The following is a 16,930-nucleotide window of genomic DNA, read 5'->3' on the forward strand; positions in this document are numbered from 1 at the left end:
CGTATGGAAGGCATAGGGTAGATTACCGAATAAGAGACACAGGATATTAGGAAAATAATAGATAGAGATTAATAGAATCATAACGTAGAGAGGTGTGTTTATGATTATAGGGGCAAGTTTGACAGCATTTTTATTATTATGGTGGACAATTTTTTATAGCGGGCGCTACCATCATTATGTTTCAGAGCCTGTTGGCAAAAGAATTTCCCTTCACGTAGGAATACATGTTACCTTAGTGGTTGGAGTGAATGCATGTCTCTGGCTTGAGCAGCCGCTGCTTTTTTCTAGCATTTTAGCAGGGTGTGCAGGACTAGGAGCCGGATGGTTTGTAGGGATTCCTTTTTCGGTAAAAAGTATTTTAAGCGGAATAATGGGGGGCATAGGAACGAGTGTTAGTTTTTATATCTCTATGAGTATGTGGATAGATCAATTTAACTCGCTGTCTTTTTTATTGATAGGAACGAGCGTTATTTTTAGCGGAAGCTCGTTATTTCAAGTGTTAAAATCGATTCCGTCATTTGAAAAGGTACTGGTGAAAATGTGGGTTCAACATCCTTTTCTGATAGCGCCTATTTTGATTACCGTATTTTGGCTGTATAATTTTATTGAAAAATATTTTCCGCAAGCAGATCCAACACGCAAGTAGTTTCCGTGTTGGATTTATTATTTCTTCGGGTAAGCCTCCTTTAAGCTCACCAAGTTTGACATCGTTCCATTAGTCTATAGAAGGTAAAAGTAGACATTCACCTATCTTCATTATGATGCATATTGTAACGTAGCAAGCATTATAAAGGGGGAGTGCGTATGTATCCATATCAATACGATCCACGTTTTCAAAATTTGTTTCCACCTGGAGGAGGAGGCCAAGGCTTTCCGTCGTTTCCACCTGGAGGAGGTCAGGGCTTTCCGCCGCCGCCACCTGGAGGAGGAGGTCAAGGCTTTCCACCGTCACCACCTGGAGGAGGGGGCCAAGGGTTTCCGCCGCAGGGAGGAGCGCAGCCACCTTCAAGTCCGCCGCCAGGTTTTACACCTGCACCAAAGCTAGGTTCAGGAGGTCCATCGCTTTATGCTGTTGATCCAGGCGCTATTTCAGGATGCCTATACCGATACACCTATATATGGCCGAGAAATGGTCGACCTTACTGGTTTTACCCAACCTTTGTGGGCAGACGCTCAGTTGCAGGATATCGCTGGACAGGATCTTTCTGGGTGTATGCTGGGGTAGATGTAAATCAAATTCGAGAATTTCAATGTGTATAAAACTCCGCTTGCGGAGTTTTTTTGTGCGAAAAGGTTGACGCATAAAAAATGACGTTATATAATAAATCTCGAATTAAAGATAATTTGTTTAGTAATATCTCGAATTGATAATAATATACACTTTTTAGGAGATGACATTTATGGCAAATGTATTATATGTAAAAGTAAATCCACAGGTTGATGAAGCATCATTTTCAACTCGTTTAGCACAGGTTTTCTTGGATGAGTATAAAACAGCAAACCCGACTGATACAGTGACAACGCTTGATCTGTATAAAGAAACAGTTCCATTCATCGACGGAGATGTTTTAGCGGCGTGGGGAAAAGCTGGAGCTGGTGACGAATTATCAGCTGTTGAATTAGAAAAAGTAACGCGTATGGGTGAATTAGTAGAGCAGTTTTTACAAGCTGACAAAGTTATTTTCTCAGCTCCAATGTGGAACTTAAGTTTCCCTCCACTAATGAAAGCATATATTGATAACATTTTAATTGCAGGAAAAACGTTTAAATATACTGAAAATGGTCCAGTAGGATTAGCTTCAGATAAAAAGGTAGTATTACTAGAAGCTCGTGGAGGAGTGTATTCAGAAGGCCCTGCGGCAGAGCTAGAATTTACTCAAAGCTATTTACGTACAGTAATGGGATTCATTGGTGTTCAAGATTTCCAACTGGTTGTTGCAGAAGGCATGGCTTACACGCCAGCAGAAGCAGACAATATTCTAGCAAAAGCATCTGAAAAAGCAAAAGAAGTTGCGTCAACGTTCTAATCTCAAGAGGCTGGGACAAAAGGATTTTAGACGAAGTGAAAAACGAACCACTGATCAAGATGTTTGATTAGTGGTTCGTTTTTTTTGTTACGGTGAACGTAGGTTTCATGTTTGTAAGTCTTTCTAGCAGTTGATGGGAGGGCAAGCCGAAGACTCCTGCGGGAAAAGCGGAATAGGTGAGACCCCACAGGAGCGTATGCGACGAGGAGGCTCAGCATCCGCCCGCGGAAAGCGAAGTCTTGCACGGAAATCAACTGCGGTGTCAAAAGCGGTTCGGCTCATGTATACGAGTTATTCGTCTTTAGATTGGATTCATTTGTTTATGTCTTAACCTCTTTTTTAGGGTTGAAATTCAATATCCACCCTTCAGAAGATGTAGAAAGGGTTACATAAAGTGCAGCATAGGGAACGTGCTTCTTATAAAAGCGCTTATACATTTTTATTTACAAGATAAAAAAAGCATGGTTAAATAATGACCATGTTAACGTACCATCAGGATAGGGGAAGTTTTTCTGCAGAATCATTGGGGTATGCTACAAGTACAATCTAAAAAAGGGTGATTGAGATGTTTAAAAAATTATTTGGTAATAAGACAAAATCAAAAGAAACAACCGTTCTAGCTCCGCTTTCAGGTAATATCCTGCCAATCAGCGAAGTGCCAGATCCAGTGTTCGCACAGAAGATGATGGGAGACGGTTTTGCAATCGAACCTTCAGAAGGACAAGTTGTTTCACCCGTTGCTGGGGAAGTCGTTCAGCTTTTTCATACAAAACATGCGGTAGGCTTAAAAACAGAAGCCGGTACAGAAGTATTAATACATATCGGCCTTGAAACAGTGGCAATGGAAGGCGAAGGATTCGAAGCTCACGTAACACAAGGTGACAAAGTAAGTGTAGGAACACCTCTTATTACATTTGATTTAGCGCTTATTCAAGAAAAAGCGAAAAGCATTATCACACCAATTGTTATTACAAATAGTGATGCAAGTGAAAGTTTCGAAATTTTGGCTCAAGGGACGGTTCAAAAAGGCGAAACTGCTTGTGCAAAAGTAACGATGAAGTAATAAGCAAGGCCTTTTCCTTTAAGAAAGGAGAGCGCATTTGAAGATATTAAAAGTGTTAAATAACAACGCCGTTGTCTTTAAGGAAGGCGGAGTTGAAAAGATTGCGATGGGTCCCGGCATCGCTTTTCAAAAAGGTAAAAATGATCTTATTAATGCTACAAAAGTGGAGAAAGTCTTTGTCATGAAAGAAGAACAGGAAAAGTTTCAAGAACTATTAAAAAATCTTCCTGAAGAGCATATTCAAGTGGCGGAAGAAATCATTTCGTATGCTGAGCAGCAGCTTTCTGCTACGCTAAGTCATCATGTGCATATTGCTTTGAGCGATCATTTATCCTTTGCTGTCGAAAGGATAGCCCGCGGAATTTCCATCCAAAATAAATTGCTTAATGAAATTAAATCACTCTATCAGCCTGAGTATGCAATAGGAGTGTGGGCTCTTCAGCATATCAAAAAGAGGTTAGACATCACGATGCCGATTGATGAAGCGGGATATATTGCGCTTCATATTCATACGGCGAAACTGAATTCACCGGGAATGCAGCAGCTCATGATGAATACAACGATTATTAATGAAATGGTTACGATTATAAAAAAAGAGCTGAATATGGAGATTGATGAAAACAGCATGTCCTATCAGCGTCTGCTGACTCACTTGCGCTTTGCGTTAAATCGTTTAGCGCAAAATGAACCTTTTCATGAGATGGATGAAGAGATGCTCGACGTATTAAAAGTCAAATATAAAAAATCGTATCAGTGTGCTGAAACGATAAAGCAATTTGTCAAAGAGGAGTACGATATTAATTTTCCAGAAGCGGAGTTAGGCTACATCACGCTTCACATTTGCCGAATAGAGCAAAGAATATAGAAAAAAGCATTGACGAATATTGTTGTATTGAGTACAATGAAAGCGTATTAATTGAATAATCGGGATTGTGACTGGTAAAGCAGGCAAGACCTAGAATGCGCATAAAGGACAAGTGTGTCTTTTATAAGCGTGTTTTAGGTCTTGCTTTTTTTATGACATACAACAAGGAGGAAGTAAGATGGACGTAAAAGAAATTGCTAAAAAGCTTGTTCCGCTTTTGGGTGGAAAAGAAAATATTGCTAGTGCCCAGCACTGTGCTACGCGTTTGCGCCTCGTTATTCGAGATGAAAGCAAAATCGATCAAAAAGGTTTGGATGAAATAGAGGATGTAAAAGGGGCTTTTTCAAATTCAGGACAGTTTCAAATCATTTTTGGAACCGGTCTCGTTAATAAAATCCACGCTGCTTTTGTTAAAGAATTAGGCGCTGAAGAGGCTGCTGCCCCAGTAGATCACCAAGAAGAAATGAAGAAGAAGATGAACCCATTTGCCCGTTTTGCTCGCATGCTTTCCAATATTTTTGTTCCGATTATTCCAGCCATTGTAGCAAGCGGTTTATTAATGGGATTGCTCGGTATGATGAAAGCGTTCCACTGGGTCTCAGAAGATAGTGCGTTATTTGTTTTATTGGACATGTTCTCAGGAGCAGCATTTATCATTTTACCGATTTTAATCGGGTTTTCAGCTGCAAAAGAATTTGGTTCAAACCCTTATCTTGGAGCGGTTATCGGAGGGATTTTGACGCATCCGATGTTATTAAATCCATGGACATTAGCAGATGCTAAGCCAGAATATATGGATTTGTTTGGCTTAAGTATTCCGCTGATTGGCTATCAAGGTACGGTCGTTCCAATTTTATTAGCTATTTACGTGATGAGTAAAATTGAAAAGGGCCTGCGGAAAATTGTGCCGAATTCGGTTGATTTACTTGTTACGCCTTTTTTAACTGTTATTATCACGGGCTTTGTGTCACTTGTGTTTATTGGTCCTTTCGGCCGTTATATTGGAGATTTAATTTCCATTAGCCTTCAGTCTCTATACGATGTAGCCGGAGTGTTTGCAGGAATTTTGTTTGGTGGCTTATATTCAACCATTGTATTAACAGGCTTGCAGCATAGTTTTCATGCTATTGAAGCAGGGCTGCTTGCTAACCCGAAGATTGGTGTTAACTTCTTACTTCCTATTTGGGCCTGCGCGAATGTAGCGCAAGGAGGAGCAGGGCTGGCTGTTTACTTTAAGACGAAAAATGCCAAAACGAAGAAAATTGCGATTCCGGCGGCTATTTCTTCTTTCTTAGGAATTACAGAACCGATTATTTTTGGCGTCAACTTACGGCTTCGCAAGCCATTTATTGCTGCGGCTATAGGCGGGGCAGCCGGGGGAGGCTACGTTGTACTTATGCACGTAGTAGCCAATGCATACGGACTCACAGGTATTCCAATGATGGCAATCGCCGCACCGCTTGGTATGAGCAATTTAATTCACTATATCATCGGTATGATTATTTCTGTGGGTGTAGCATTCGGCGTTACGTGGTTCATGAAACTAAAAGAAGACTGAGAACCAGCGCTAAGCATACGAGAATAGAGAATGGGATTAGATTTGCTCATCATATTTTATGATGAGCAAATTTTGTGTCGTAAATATGAAACTTTTTAAAAAGTAATACGTAGAACAGTCAAAGAGATAAGTTGATGTTGTGTAACAGGAACGTAAATGCTACACTACATATATTGGATTGTACTATTATAGTCAGAAAGAGAGCTGGCACATGGAATTTTATCACGATCTTTTTCTATATGCGCCGTATTTATCTGCTTTCGTTTTATACATCCTTTGTTATTATATGCTTCGTGAAGCTAGGTTTACGGCTTTTCATGCGGAACCTGTCACTGACCATGTGAATGCAGGGATCGATCCTTCAGTATTAACGATATGGAAAAGACGAAATGTATTTATACATGTGTATAGAAAAACACCAGTTAAAGAGAAGAATAATGATGAAGAAGATCCTTTCCTTCTGAAAAACACTTCATACATTTAGTCATTATTAGGAGGAAAGAATATGAAAAGAAATAAAAAATTATTATTGCTTGGTTTAATGGGAGCGCTTCTTTTAGCTCTAGCCGGCTGTAGCAGTACAAAAACACCGGTTACGGCTACAAGTGGCGGATTCTGGGATCATTATTTTGTTTACCCTTTATCTATGGCATTAACGAAAATTGCTGAGTGGGCAGGCGGAAGCTATGGTCTGTCTATTATTATTGCAACGGTTATCATTCGTTTAGTTCTATTGCCACTTATTTTAAAACAGCAAAAGAGCACGATGGCTATGCAAGCACTTCGTCCAGAGATGGAAAAGATTCAAAAGAAATATGCTGGTAAAAAAGATCCGGAAACACAGCAAAAGCAGCAAAAAGAAATGATGCAGCTTTACCAAACGCATAAAATTAATCCGGTTGGCGGATGTTTGCCAATCTTTATTCAAATGCCTATTATTATCGCATTTTATAATGCCATTGCACGAACGCATGAAATTGCGCAGCATTCATTCTTATGGGTAAGTTTAGGAAAGCCAGATCCTTACTTCATTTTACCGGTAGTTGCAGCGATTACGACATTCTTACAAATTCGTGTAAGTATGACGGATGAAATTCAACCTCCAATGAAAATGATGATGAACATTATGCCAATCTTCATCTTAGTAGCGGGAATTTCACTTCCATCTGCTCTTGCACTATATTGGGTAATTGGTAACTTATTCGGAATTGGACAAGGTTACTACTTGAAAAAACGTATGAGTTTATTAAAAGAAAAAGATGCGGCTAATAATGCAGCACAAGCTAAAACAAAGCCATCACCAAAATCTAAGTCAAAATCATAATATACAAAAAGCGCAGCTATCCGCTGCGCTTTTTTATTTTTTCAAAAATGTGATGAGATGAGGAGATTTGTGTAACGCTATAAAAAAAGACAGGAGTGAACATGGTGAAAAAAATAGCGTTATGTCTGCTTTTTCTTATGTTGTTCCCTATGCAAATAAATGCTGCCAATACAGTGAAGGTCAGTTTTATACGGCAAGGAAACCTATGGGTATATGATAACGGTACCGAAAGGCAGTTATCCTATGCCCGTCATGCCTCTATGCCTCAATGGTCATCACATGGAGATATAGTTGCGTATGCAGAAAATGATTCTTTAATGATTGCACCGTTAAAAGGAAAACCGCTGCTTGTTGAACATGATGTGACTCATTATCAATGGTCACCGGTTGCCGAGGAGCTTGCGTATATTTCGAATGGAATCTTAGTATATTACAACGTTAAAACGCATGAAAAGAAGCGTGTAGCCATAGGAGTTGATCAGTTTTCATGGTTTCCGGAAGGAGATCGATTTTTAATTACGTCAGCTGCTGCGCTGGCGCCCACGGGATGGGGACCGGTAAAGCTATATACAGTGAGCAAATATGCAGGGTTAGATGTGAAAAAAGTAGAGGCTTTTACGACGCTGCCAGCAGAAAATGATTCATTTTTTGCGTATACAACAAGCAGCTTTAAATGGTCTCCTAACGGTCAATGGATTAGTTTTATCGCTATTCCAACGGCTTCGATGTCTGCAGATGCAAATAAGCTGTGCATCATTACAAAAGAAGGAAAAGCTTTTCAAGTGGTGGGAGATATGCTTAATGTACCCAATTGGTTTAAGTGGAGTAATGAAGAGCAAGTACTGGCATTTATTAATGGAGAAGGAAGATTTGCCACCGAAAATAAAAAGTTCACTTTAAAAGAGATGCCCGTTTTTAAAGAACATGTGTTTACGCCAAAAGGCTTCGCAGATTGGGATTTCACTTGGACAGAAAAAGATAACATCATCATTTCACGTGTGCCCGAAGCAGGGTGGTCGAATGATGAAAAAAAGAGGCCGCTGCCTTTTTTATATAGCATGAATGTAAAGACCAATAAGCAAAGTCAGTTCACATTTCCGCAAAAAGGCTTAGGCGATTACGCGCCTGTTTATCATAAAGCAACGAATCAAACGATGTGGATTCGTACAAATCGAAAACAAGCAAATCTTTTAACACGCGTAAAAGATACGAAAAATGACAAGGTACTCATTTCAGATTTAGACCTGCCGGGAAATTATTATGAGCTGTATCGGTGGAATGAAGTATTTAGCGTGTACAGTCCTTAATAGCTAATTAAAACATAAGAAACTAAGGTGAAAAGATGAATATACGATTGTTGGCAAAAGAAGACGCTGACGTGTACTTTGAACTCCGTCTTCGTGCTTTAAAAGATCATCCCGAAAGTTTTATTTTAAGTTATGAAGAAGAATATGAAAAAGAAATTGCTGATATCAGAAATTATTTTCCAAGCAGCCAATCAGAATTTGTAGTAGGAGCTTTTATGGAAAGCCAGCTTGTAGGGATTGTAGGGTTTCAGCAGCAAAAGCCTTTAAAAGTTCAGCATAAAGGAGATATTTGGGGCATGTACGTAGCCCCTGAAGCAAGGGGGAAAGGTCTTGGGAAGAAGCTGTTAAAAGCCGCTGTTGAACAAGCTTTTTCCAAAACGAATGTTTTGCAAATCTACCTAGCTGTCGCTGCTAAAAATGAAGGGGCAAAAGCCCTATACAAAAGCCTCGGTTTTACTTCTTATGCGTATGAAAAAAGAGCTCTTCAAGTAGATGGTGAATTTATTGATGAAGAGCATATGGTATTGTCTATAAAAAGCCTTTGACCATATCAAAGGCTTTTTTGTACGGGAAAAATTTAGCTGAAACGTATAGAGATGGAAGCACATTCCCCATAAATATGCTATGATTTAACATATAGGATTATGGAGAGGCGAGGCAGCGGATGGAAAAACTGATTGAATTAAAAAATGTTGCAAAAGTATACAAAAAACATACCGTATTAGAAAACATTCATACGACCCTTTATAAAGGAGAGACTGTTGCGATTGTTGGAAAAAACGGGGCGGGAAAAAGTACGTTTTTAAAGCTAATTGGCGGATTATCTAAACCGACTAAAGGAACAATTCACCTTGATAAAGAAACCGGTACGCCTGGATTTGTGGTAGAGCAATTTCCTCAGGAGCTGCGTTTTACCCTAGCAGGTTATTTGCAGCACATGGGACGAATTCAAGGATTGTCTAAGAAAAAGCGCAGCTCTAGAATTGAAGAGCTGCTCGAAACTTTCGAAATGGTAGAGTTTAGACATGAAGAAATCGTTTCTTTTTCAAAAGGAATGAAGCAAAAAGTCAACATGATGCAAGCACTGCTGAGTTCTTCTAAGCTGCTATTGCTTGATGAACCTCTATCAGGATTAGATGCGCGTGCTCAGCTAGAAGTAGAACGAATTTTTACAAAGCTAAAAGAACGAGGGATGACCATTGTATTTACGTGTCATGAAGAAAGGCTCATACATGCTGTAGCAGATCGTGTTATCACTATTGGGTCACAGCGCATTTTAAAAAATGAGCGCGTTCAACTCATTGAGCATTTAACGGTTATTGAGGCAAATGTGATTCTTAATAAGCCACTTCGTTTATTAAAAGAAAAGTGCACGAAAATTGAACAGCACGGAAACTACTGGATTTTTTATATAGATAAAAAATATGTAAACGAGTTTCTTGCAGAATTACTTGCTGTTCAAGGTGAAGTTGTAAAGCTATATCATATGGAAAGGGAAGAAATTTAAGATGGGTGCATTGATTCGCTATCATTTTATTACATATATTAAATCGTATCGATATATTCCGCCGCTTGCACTTTATATTATTTCGCTGTGTATGAACTATACATATAGACCGAACCCGGTGCTTGATAGCTTTTTTAATACGGCGCTTTTCCTCTTTTTTCTAACCACTTGGTTTACAATGTCGCTGTTTCACGCGGAAGATTCCAGTCAAGAAGTTATTACAAAACTTCATGTAGGGAAAAAGAACAAGTACTTTATAAGCAAGCTTATTAGCTGTATGCTGCTGTTTACGTTTTTATCAGCGGTTTCAATTGCCTATCCCGTGCTGCTTGATATGTTTGAAGTGGATATATCCACTAAGCAAATGGTGTTTGGGTTTATTATTCACTGGACGTTTAGTTTGCTTGGTATGAGCATAGGTCTTGTTTTCACAAGAGATGTTGTAAGAGAAGGCAGCTTATCGTGGTTTGGACCTCTATTTATTTTAATCGTTACGCTTGCAGCGGCAGGCGTTTCATTTCCGTATCAAGGAGGCGGACTGCTGCTGTATGTACTGCCGCCCGTATCTGCAATCATTCAATTTATTAACGAAGGATTAAATAAATTTTTGGTGTTTGGCTGGGCTTTGCTTTATGCCATAGCATTAATTAGCCTGTACTTGTGGCGAGCGAATAGAAGAGATGTATAAAAAATAAACACTTGCCGCGGCAAGTGTTTATTTTTTATGAAGCACGTTATAAAGACGATCCGGGTAATTAGTAAACATGCCGGTTACGCCCCACTCGATAAGTGTTCTCATTTGTTTTTCATCATTTACTGTATACGGGTGGACGTCTAAATCATACGAGCGAGCTTTTTGTACATATGGTTTTGTCAGCGTGCTTGCGTTAGGACCGATGCCGTTCGCGTATGTTTTAATTTGTCTGAACTGCTGATCTGTTAACATATTGGTTTGCTTGGAACGAATCAGTTGAATTAGTTTCATAGTAGGTCGGTATCGATGGACGGTTTTTAAGCTTTCAGGACTAAATGATTGTACAATGACGTGATTGGTATGAATGTTGTACTTAGCCATCAGCGTTAACAATTCTTTTTCCATACCTGGATATTCATGAGGAGATTTTGTTTCAATATAATAGTTTGTTCGATTGCCAAACTTACGGAATATTTCTTCTAAAGTTGGAATGACGGCTTTTTTAGGACCTTTTCCTGCGTTCAAACTCTGAAGCTGCTTCACTGTATACTGTTTTACATATCCTGTTCCATTTGTCGTGCGGTCAACTTTGTAGTCATGAATGGCTACAAGCTGCTGATCTTTAGACATGTGAAGATCAAGTTCAATGTAATCCGCTTTTTGCTGTACGGCAGCGAGATAAGATTGCATCGTATGCTCTGGCTCATATCCTGATGCGCCTCGATGAGCAATAATGGCTACTGTTTCTGCTTGAGTAGAAGCTGCCTGCGTATGTATAAACATAAAAATACCGCATAAACAAAAAGTGAGTGAGCTTACAAACCACCATTTTCGTCTCATATCAAAACTCCTTTTTATTGAGGGGTCGTGCATTAGTTTACCAGCGAGATGTTGTGTTCATATTAAGGCTGTGTAAATATTTAAATAAAACGAACCAGTGTGTAATTAAAAGTAATAAAGGCCGATGTTTAGTGAGAAACATCGGCTGTTTTTTCCGGGCGGAGGCTTGTATAAATAACGAGTCTGCGCTCATGAGTTTTCTGTTTATGATCAAATGTTCCCGTACAGGTGATTAAATTAAGCTGGTGTTGAAAAGTTGGACCAAAAATCTCTCTGATAGGAGCAGACTCTCGGGGGTAAGAAGCTTTATTGGTAACAACAAAGGCCAGCTGCTGACCTTGCTGATCGGTTACAAAAATTTCATCTCCTTTTGTGAGCTTGTCGAGATGATAGAAGATAGCGGGTCCTTTTTGGTCATCAACATGTCCTGCAATGACCGCATTTCCTTCCTCTCCGGGTCTTGCTCCAAGCTTAAACCATGCTACATCATGACCATTATCAGGAACGCTCATTTCACCTTGATTAGTAAGGCCCATTCCTTTTATAAAAGCCTTGATATGAAGCTTCGGAATAATAAGCTGAGATGGAAGAGGTGTAGAAGCGGTCCCTGAAGATTTCAAGGATTGAGCCGATTTTGTTTCAGCCATCTTCACAACAAAATCCGTCGAGCTGTTTGCAAATGCTGATTGGGCAAACCAGCTGCTCATGAATAGTATAAAAGAAAAGGTGAAAACCCCTCCTATCCATTTCATTCGCTTTCGTATCCTCTGTGACGACGAACAACAAATATAGCGACCGCTCCAATTCCCAATAAAGTAAGAACCGGCACAATTGAATTATAATTATCCTCTGAAGCACCGCCCATACCGGTTTTTGGCATTTCGGAAGGCATAGCGGTATTATCTTTTAATAACAGCGTTTCAAGGCTGTCGGCTTTGTTAATAGCGAGCACCGTGTAGACCGTGTTGGCTTCTAAATTAAGGTTTGGAATTTCCAGTATTTTTTTATTGTCTTGACTAGTTGCGATGGTTAAATCATAAGTTCCGGCATTTACTTCAGAATAATTTGTCATTTGTTTAAAAGCAGTGTCTTTAAACAAAGCAGGGCCGTGATTAATACCTACATTAACAGCGGGAGCATCTGGAGAAAAGTGAGCAATTCGGATTTTACTCTTTCCTTTAGCTACGTTCATATCATCTTGAGCTACTTTTAATTCTAAGTGTGCAACTTGGTTAATAGCAGCAAGGGTATAGGCTTTGTTTGCTTCGACGGTTACATTAGTGGAAATGACAGGTTTTTCTTTTCCTTTTGTACCTATAGCATATACCTCTACTTTATGAGACCCCGCAGGTACCTTAAGGTAATCTGTCACATCTTTAAACGATGCGCCGACTACGATGCTTTGATTGTCCACATATATATCTACTTCAGGTGCATCAGGTGATGCATGCACAACTCGTATCATTGCCTCCTGCACAGCTGCAGAAGTGAAATTATCTGAAAAAGCTAGCAATAAAACTGCGAGTAAAGAAGCAGCAATAATCTTTACACGGTTCATAACGTTTTACTCTCCTTTTAATCTAAGTTTGTCCTGTTAATCCCGTATGAAAAGTGGTCGGGGTGCATTCACTTTTGAACGTACTCGGGCATTTATTCACTTGTTATCATCTACAATTTTATCCAATATATGCATAATTTATTTCATTAGATGAAATTTTTGTAAAAGAGCAGATAAATAGTTTGAATTTTGTGATAATATTAAAATAGAGCGTTTAGTTAGTAATTGATGTCTCTATCACAAAAAGGAGGGGAAGTTATGTGCTGCAAACGAATCATGAAATAAAAAAGGTTGTTCATCGTTCGCTATCAGCTAAAATGATTGTAAAGCGTATGCTATTTATTTTAGTGGGGGCCCTTTTAATGGCCGTCGGGCTAGAATTTTTTCTTGTCCCTAATGAGGTTATTGACGGTGGAATTGTAGGTATATCTATTATTTTATCCCACTTAACGGATGTTCAAATCGGCTTTTATATCTTCGTATTAAATCTTCCATTCTTTTTTATTGGATACAAGCAAATTGGAAAAACATTTGCGCTATCTACGCTATTAGGTGTTATCATTCTATCCATTGCTACCTCTATTTTTCACGACTTGCCGGTCTTAACAGACGACCCTCTTTTAGCAACTGTGTTTGGCGGAATTGTTCTCGGTGTGGGAGTAGGAATTGTTATTCGATACGGAGGTTCTTTAGACGGAACCGAGATATTAGCTATTTTATTTAATAAGCGTACGCCGTTCTCCGTAGGTGAGACGATTATGTTTTTTAATTTATTTATTTTGGGAAGTGCCGGTTTTGTATTTGGCTGGGACCGCGCTATGTATTCTTTAATGGCTTACTTCATTGCTTTTAAAACGATTGACATTGTGATTCAAGGTTTAGATGAGTCCAAGTCAGCTTGGATTATTAGCGAACAATATGAACAAATTGGTGAAGCAATCCTTGCTCGTTTAGGGAGAGGTGTCACGTATTTAAACGGGGAAGGTGCGTATACGGGAGATGATAAAAAAGTGATTTTTTGTGTTATTACCAGGCTTGAAGAAGCAAAGTTAAAAGCAATTATCGATGAGATAGATCCATCTGCTTTTTTTGCTGTAGCAGCTATTGCTGAAGTCAGGGGAGGAAGGTTTAAGAAACGAGATATTCATTAATGAAGGTTGTCTGCTAATGAGACTGCCCCTTATTATAGCTTACAGCCGAATTTTTAGCTTTCTCTGCTTGATTGTTTGTAATGGTTTACGTTACTTTTGCTGCTTCATGCATATTGAGCCCCTCTTTTTTCTTGTATGTCTTTGAAACAAACATGTAAAATGTCTAAAAGATATAAAAAGAGTACATAGTAAAAAAACAGAAAGAGGGAGTGACATGAAAAAAACGTTAAAAATACTAGGAGTCAGTCTTGCCGTTCTTGTTGCAGTAACCGCGGCTTTTTTTGTTATATGGTCGGGTTTTGATTATGAACCTTCAAAACAGCTTCACTCACTGGTAGATGAGAAAAAAGTAGTGAAAAAAGACGATTATTACGTATTTAAGCCTCAAACGAACAAAGAGATAAAGGCCGGCTATATTATTTATCAAGGTGCTAAAGTAGAGCCGTTAGCATATGGCTATTATGCTCAGCAAATTGCAAATGAAGGATATCTTGTTGCTGTTGTAGATTCTCCGTTTAATATGAGCTTCTTTAGTCAAAATAAAGCGACGGATATTGTGAAGAGCTACCCGAAGATTGCCGCATGGTTTATCGGAGGGCATTCCCTTGGAGGAGTGAGTGCAGCGTCTTATGCGTATGATCATCAAAACTCAATAAAAGGCTTAGTTCTTTTAGCATCGTATCCGATGAATAAAAATGATTTTTCAACCTCCACTTACCCTATTTTGTCTTTAACCGGTGAGAAAGATGGTTTGTCGACCCCTGAAAAAATTAAAGAAACCAAGCATTTACTTTCAAAAAATACGGAGCTGGTCCAAGTAAAAGGAGCTAATCACGCACAGTTTGGAATGTACGGGAAACAAAAAGGCGACAACAAAGCCAGTATTTCTCCTAAAGAGCAGCAGGATGAGCTAGTAAAAAGAACGGTCAAGTGGTTAAACAGTCAAATGAAAAAGTCCGTCAGTAACTAACTGACGGACTTTTTTTCTTTTTTTGGAAATAATACTTGAAAAAATAACCAGTTAGTTATATAGTTAGTTACATGAGTAATGAACCACTTAAGTGAGGTAGTCAAAATGAAACAATCATTAGATCATCAGCGACCAATTTTTCAACAAATCAAAGAAACCATCGAAGAGAATATTTTAAATGATGCTTTTCCAGAAGAAGAAAGAGTACCGTCTACGAATGAATTTGCCAAAATGTATCGCATTAACCCTGCAACGGCAGCTAAAGGAATTAATCAGCTAGTTGACCACGGAATATTGTATAAAAAGAGAGGGATCGGGATGTTTGTATGTGCGGGTGCCAAAGAAGTGTTGCTTACACAAAGAAAAGAAGAATTTTATAACCGTTTTATCGTTCCGCTGAAAAAAGAAGCACAGCATTTAGGAATTACGGTAACCGAGTTAAAAGAGCTGTTAGACAAGGGGGAAATAGAATGAATATAGAAGCGCAGCTGTTAAATAAATGCTACGGATCTAAGCAAGTGTTAAAGGATATTTCACTTACGCTAGCACAAAATAAAATATACGGACTGCTAGGTAGAAACGGAGCGGGTAAAACGACTCTGATGCAAATTGTAGCCGGACATATTCCAGTTACAACAGGAGAGGTAAAAGTGGGAAATCAATCTCCGTTTGAAAACCGCTCTGTTCTACAAAACATCTGCTTAATTAACGAAAGCGGAAATTTCAAAAAAACATTAAAAGTCAAAGACGTGCTAAAAATTGCCTCCTTTTTTTATCCTTATTGGAGCCAGGAAGCTGCTGAGAGGCTTATGGAAGAGTTCGATTTAGATTGTAATAGGAAAGTGAAAGCATTGTCTAAAGGTATGGAATCAGCGTTAGGAATTATTGTTGGGTTATCTTCTCGCACAAGCATCACAATTTTTGATGAACCTTATATTGGACTTGATGCTGCGATGCGAGCCCGCTTTTATGAGCTTTTATTGGATGAATATGAAGAATATCCACGCACGTTCATTATTTCAACGCACTTAATTGATGAAGTAAGTAATTTGTTTGAAGAAGTACTTATTATGCAAAAAGGAAAGCTGATTCTTCAGGATACAGCAGAAAATTTGCAGCAGCGCTGTGTAAGTGTGAAAGGACCTAAAAGTCAAATTGAAGAATATGAAAAAGGAAAGCAAGTCATCCATGAACAAGTATTCGGGGGAGAGAAAAAAATAGTGCTGTTTAATGAAGATATTTATGCTGAAGAACTTGTCGACAGTTCGTTTCATGTAGAAGCCGTTCACATACAGGATATTATGATTTATCTTACAGCCAATCGTGGAGGTGTAGCGTAATGAAAGGACAGTTTGCAGCCATTAGTTATTCGCTCTACGTTGAACTAAAGTATTTAATGATTCGCTTTTGGACGATTCTGCTAGCTTTTGTTGCAGTAGATATTTTAGTGTTCAGTCAGGTGAATGAGCATCTTCTGTTAGTAACAAGTATGCCGCAGTATATCTTTTCAGGTATTGTCAGTTTTATTATCATTCGAAAAAGTTTTTCCTTTTGCTTAAAGTTAGGAGCTACTCGTAAAGCATATCTTTCAACGATGACCTGTGTTTTTGCTCTATTTGCAATTGTAATGTCTTTTATCAATGTTGTCATCATGAGCATTTCAATGAAGGTGATTAATAGTTTGAATTTAATGAATGTTCAGCTTTATTATGCAAGTGATTTTATCTTCCATGATCCTACTCTCGCTGTTCACTTTTTAACGGACGCTGTCTTTATCTTTTTTATTACAGCAGCCGCGTGTTTGCTTGGCAGCATTGTCTACAAATTCGGGCAAACAGGAGGGATGATCAGCGGTGCTGTTCTGGTGTTACTGTTCACAATTCCAGTAACAAAAGAGCCGATTATTCATTTTATAAAAAGCTTTTCGAGCGGGTCGTTATTGCTTACATTCGGAACAATGGTTATCGTAAGCTTCCTACTCTTTCTTATCAACTGGCTGTTTTTAAAAAAAGCGTCTCCTGTCCATCAAGCCTAATAAAAAAGCAATCATTCCTTTACTGAATGAT

20 protein-coding genes are annotated in these 16,930 nt (G+C 38.8%); 17 read left to right on the plus strand and 3 right to left on the minus strand.

Going from position 1 to position 16,930, the window contains the following annotated elements:
• The first annotated feature begins 100 nt into the window (after positions 1–100).
• From AC1VNJ_RS04450 to AC1VNJ_RS04505, 12 genes are all read left to right on the plus strand, one after another.
• Positions 101–646 carry a hypothetical protein gene (locus AC1VNJ_RS04450; protein ID WP_028415108.1) on the plus strand — a complete coding sequence of 182 codons (546 nt, stop codon included), beginning with the start codon at positions 101–103 and terminating at the stop codon, positions 644–646.
• Positions 647–804: 158 nt separating this feature from the next.
• Positions 805–1,260 carry a transporter gene (locus AC1VNJ_RS04455; RefSeq protein WP_482640351.1) on the plus strand — a complete coding sequence of 152 codons (456 nt, stop codon included), beginning with the start codon at positions 805–807 and terminating at the stop codon, positions 1,258–1,260.
• Between the two features lie 140 nt (positions 1,261–1,400).
• Positions 1,401–2,027: an FMN-dependent NADH-azoreductase gene (locus AC1VNJ_RS04460; RefSeq protein ID WP_028415106.1), complete on the plus strand. Its 627-nt coding sequence runs from the start codon at positions 1,401–1,403 to the stop codon at positions 2,025–2,027.
• A gap of 133 nt (positions 2,028–2,160) precedes the next feature.
• Entirely contained in the window at positions 2,161–2,358 is a 198-nt protein-coding gene (locus AC1VNJ_RS04465) for a hypothetical protein (RefSeq protein ID WP_372452798.1), read from the plus strand.
• A gap of 234 nt (positions 2,359–2,592) precedes the next feature.
• A complete protein-coding gene (locus AC1VNJ_RS04470; protein ID WP_028415105.1) occupies positions 2,593–3,090 on the plus strand; it encodes a PTS sugar transporter subunit IIA in 498 nt (165 codons plus the stop codon).
• Between the two features lie 37 nt (positions 3,091–3,127).
• Entirely contained in the window at positions 3,128–3,955 is an 828-nt protein-coding gene (locus tag AC1VNJ_RS04475) for a PRD domain-containing protein (RefSeq protein ID WP_033579862.1), read from the plus strand.
• A gap of 178 nt (positions 3,956–4,133) precedes the next feature.
• Positions 4,134–5,513, plus strand: coding sequence for a sucrose-specific PTS transporter subunit IIBC (locus AC1VNJ_RS04480; RefSeq protein ID WP_028415103.1), 1,380 nt, complete (start codon positions 4,134–4,136; stop codon positions 5,511–5,513).
• 505 nt (positions 5,514–6,018) lie between these two features.
• Positions 6,019–6,837, plus strand: coding sequence for a membrane protein insertase YidC (gene yidC / locus AC1VNJ_RS04485; protein WP_014458568.1), 819 nt, complete (start codon positions 6,019–6,021; stop codon positions 6,835–6,837).
• Positions 6,838–6,938: 101 nt separating this feature from the next.
• Entirely contained in the window at positions 6,939–8,144 is a 1,206-nt protein-coding gene (locus AC1VNJ_RS04490; protein ID WP_034328202.1) for a TolB family protein, read from the plus strand.
• Between the two features lie 35 nt (positions 8,145–8,179).
• The gene (locus AC1VNJ_RS04495; RefSeq protein ID WP_033579864.1) at positions 8,180–8,689 is read left to right on the plus strand and encodes a GNAT family N-acetyltransferase; all 510 of its coding nucleotides are present in this window, start codon (positions 8,180–8,182) and stop codon (positions 8,687–8,689) included.
• Between the two features lie 119 nt (positions 8,690–8,808).
• Positions 8,809–9,651: an ATP-binding cassette domain-containing protein gene (locus tag AC1VNJ_RS04500; RefSeq protein WP_033579865.1), complete on the plus strand. Its 843-nt coding sequence runs from the start codon at positions 8,809–8,811 to the stop codon at positions 9,649–9,651.
• A gap of 1 nt (position 9,652) precedes the next feature.
• Positions 9,653–10,339 carry a hypothetical protein gene (locus tag AC1VNJ_RS04505; RefSeq protein ID WP_014458572.1) on the plus strand — a complete coding sequence of 229 codons (687 nt, stop codon included), beginning with the start codon at positions 9,653–9,655 and terminating at the stop codon, positions 10,337–10,339.
• Between the two features lie 27 nt (positions 10,340–10,366).
• Here the strand turns inward: AC1VNJ_RS04505 and AC1VNJ_RS04510 are convergent, their stop codons facing one another.
• The 3 genes from AC1VNJ_RS04510 to AC1VNJ_RS04520 form a co-directional block, all read right to left on the minus strand.
• Complete coding sequence (locus AC1VNJ_RS04510; RefSeq protein WP_482640352.1) at positions 10,367–11,185, minus strand: glycerophosphodiester phosphodiesterase family protein; 819 nt, start codon at positions 11,183–11,185, stop codon at positions 10,367–10,369.
• 128 nt (positions 11,186–11,313) lie between these two features.
• Positions 11,314–11,937 carry a class F sortase gene (locus tag AC1VNJ_RS04515; protein ID WP_028415098.1) on the minus strand — a complete coding sequence of 208 codons (624 nt, stop codon included), beginning with the start codon at positions 11,935–11,937 and terminating at the stop codon, positions 11,314–11,316.
• Positions 11,934–12,743, minus strand: a complete 810-nt coding sequence (locus AC1VNJ_RS04520) for a DUF4397 domain-containing protein (RefSeq protein WP_034270733.1) — start codon at positions 12,741–12,743, stop codon at positions 11,934–11,936. Before AC1VNJ_RS04520 ends, AC1VNJ_RS04515 begins: the two co-directional genes overlap by 4 nt.
• Before the next feature lie 260 nt (positions 12,744–13,003).
• Here AC1VNJ_RS04520 and AC1VNJ_RS04525 point away from each other — a divergent pair, with 260 nt between their 5' ends.
• From AC1VNJ_RS04525 to AC1VNJ_RS04545, 5 genes are all read left to right on the plus strand, one after another.
• Positions 13,004–13,894: a YitT family protein gene (locus tag AC1VNJ_RS04525; RefSeq protein ID WP_014458576.1), complete on the plus strand. Its 891-nt coding sequence runs from the start codon at positions 13,004–13,006 to the stop codon at positions 13,892–13,894.
• Between the two features lie 214 nt (positions 13,895–14,108).
• A complete protein-coding gene (locus AC1VNJ_RS04530; RefSeq protein ID WP_033579868.1) occupies positions 14,109–14,864 on the plus strand; it encodes an alpha/beta family hydrolase in 756 nt (251 codons plus the stop codon).
• A gap of 105 nt (positions 14,865–14,969) precedes the next feature.
• Positions 14,970–15,338, plus strand: coding sequence for a GntR family transcriptional regulator (locus AC1VNJ_RS04535; protein WP_028415095.1), 369 nt, complete (start codon positions 14,970–14,972; stop codon positions 15,336–15,338).
• The gene (locus AC1VNJ_RS04540; protein ID WP_028415094.1) at positions 15,335–16,204 is read left to right on the plus strand and encodes an ABC transporter ATP-binding protein; all 870 of its coding nucleotides are present in this window, start codon (positions 15,335–15,337) and stop codon (positions 16,202–16,204) included. The genes AC1VNJ_RS04535 and AC1VNJ_RS04540 overlap by 4 nt, the downstream gene beginning before the upstream one ends.
• Entirely contained in the window at positions 16,204–16,899 is a 696-nt protein-coding gene (locus AC1VNJ_RS04545) for a hypothetical protein (protein WP_033579869.1), read from the plus strand. The genes AC1VNJ_RS04540 and AC1VNJ_RS04545 overlap by 1 nt, the downstream gene beginning before the upstream one ends.
• Positions 16,900–16,930 lie beyond the last annotated feature (31 nt).

Source organism: Priestia sp. 3CA3, from assembly GCF_056836725.1.

What these genes read in the sequence shown, in the direction of transcription:
- AC1VNJ_RS04465 (WP_372452798.1), top strand. Translation starts at nt 2,161, where the DNA reads ATGGGAGGGCAAGCCGAAGACTCCTGCGGGAAAAGCGGAATAGGTGAG.
- AC1VNJ_RS04540 (WP_028415094.1), top strand. Translation starts at nt 15,335, where the DNA reads ATGAATATAGAAGCGCAGCTGTTAAATAAATGCTACGGATCTAAGCAA.
- AC1VNJ_RS04500 (WP_033579865.1), top strand. Translation starts at nt 8,809, where the DNA reads ATGGAAAAACTGATTGAATTAAAAAATGTTGCAAAAGTATACAAAAAA.
- AC1VNJ_RS04510 (WP_482640352.1), bottom strand. Translation starts at nt 11,185, where the DNA reads ATGAGACGAAAATGGTGGTTTGTAAGCTCACTCACTTTTTGTTTATGC.
- AC1VNJ_RS04515 (WP_028415098.1), bottom strand. Translation starts at nt 11,937, where the DNA reads ATGAAATGGATAGGAGGGGTTTTCACCTTTTCTTTTATACTATTCATG.
- AC1VNJ_RS04530 (WP_033579868.1), top strand. Translation starts at nt 14,109, where the DNA reads ATGAAAAAAACGTTAAAAATACTAGGAGTCAGTCTTGCCGTTCTTGTT.
- AC1VNJ_RS04545 (WP_033579869.1), top strand. Translation starts at nt 16,204, where the DNA reads ATGAAAGGACAGTTTGCAGCCATTAGTTATTCGCTCTACGTTGAACTA.
- AC1VNJ_RS04490 (WP_034328202.1), top strand. Translation starts at nt 6,939, where the DNA reads ATGGTGAAAAAAATAGCGTTATGTCTGCTTTTTCTTATGTTGTTCCCT.
- AC1VNJ_RS04505 (WP_014458572.1), top strand. Translation starts at nt 9,653, where the DNA reads ATGGGTGCATTGATTCGCTATCATTTTATTACATATATTAAATCGTAT.
- AC1VNJ_RS04535 (WP_028415095.1), top strand. Translation starts at nt 14,970, where the DNA reads ATGAAACAATCATTAGATCATCAGCGACCAATTTTTCAACAAATCAAA.
- yidC (WP_014458568.1), top strand. Translation starts at nt 6,019, where the DNA reads ATGAAAAGAAATAAAAAATTATTATTGCTTGGTTTAATGGGAGCGCTT.
- AC1VNJ_RS04450 (WP_028415108.1), top strand. Translation starts at nt 101, where the DNA reads ATGATTATAGGGGCAAGTTTGACAGCATTTTTATTATTATGGTGGACA.
- AC1VNJ_RS04460 (WP_028415106.1), top strand. Translation starts at nt 1,401, where the DNA reads ATGGCAAATGTATTATATGTAAAAGTAAATCCACAGGTTGATGAAGCA.
- AC1VNJ_RS04495 (WP_033579864.1), top strand. Translation starts at nt 8,180, where the DNA reads ATGAATATACGATTGTTGGCAAAAGAAGACGCTGACGTGTACTTTGAA.
- AC1VNJ_RS04470 (WP_028415105.1), top strand. Translation starts at nt 2,593, where the DNA reads ATGTTTAAAAAATTATTTGGTAATAAGACAAAATCAAAAGAAACAACC.
- AC1VNJ_RS04520 (WP_034270733.1), bottom strand. Translation starts at nt 12,743, where the DNA reads ATGAACCGTGTAAAGATTATTGCTGCTTCTTTACTCGCAGTTTTATTG.
- AC1VNJ_RS04455 (WP_482640351.1), top strand. Translation starts at nt 805, where the DNA reads ATGTATCCATATCAATACGATCCACGTTTTCAAAATTTGTTTCCACCT.
- AC1VNJ_RS04480 (WP_028415103.1), top strand. Translation starts at nt 4,134, where the DNA reads ATGGACGTAAAAGAAATTGCTAAAAAGCTTGTTCCGCTTTTGGGTGGA.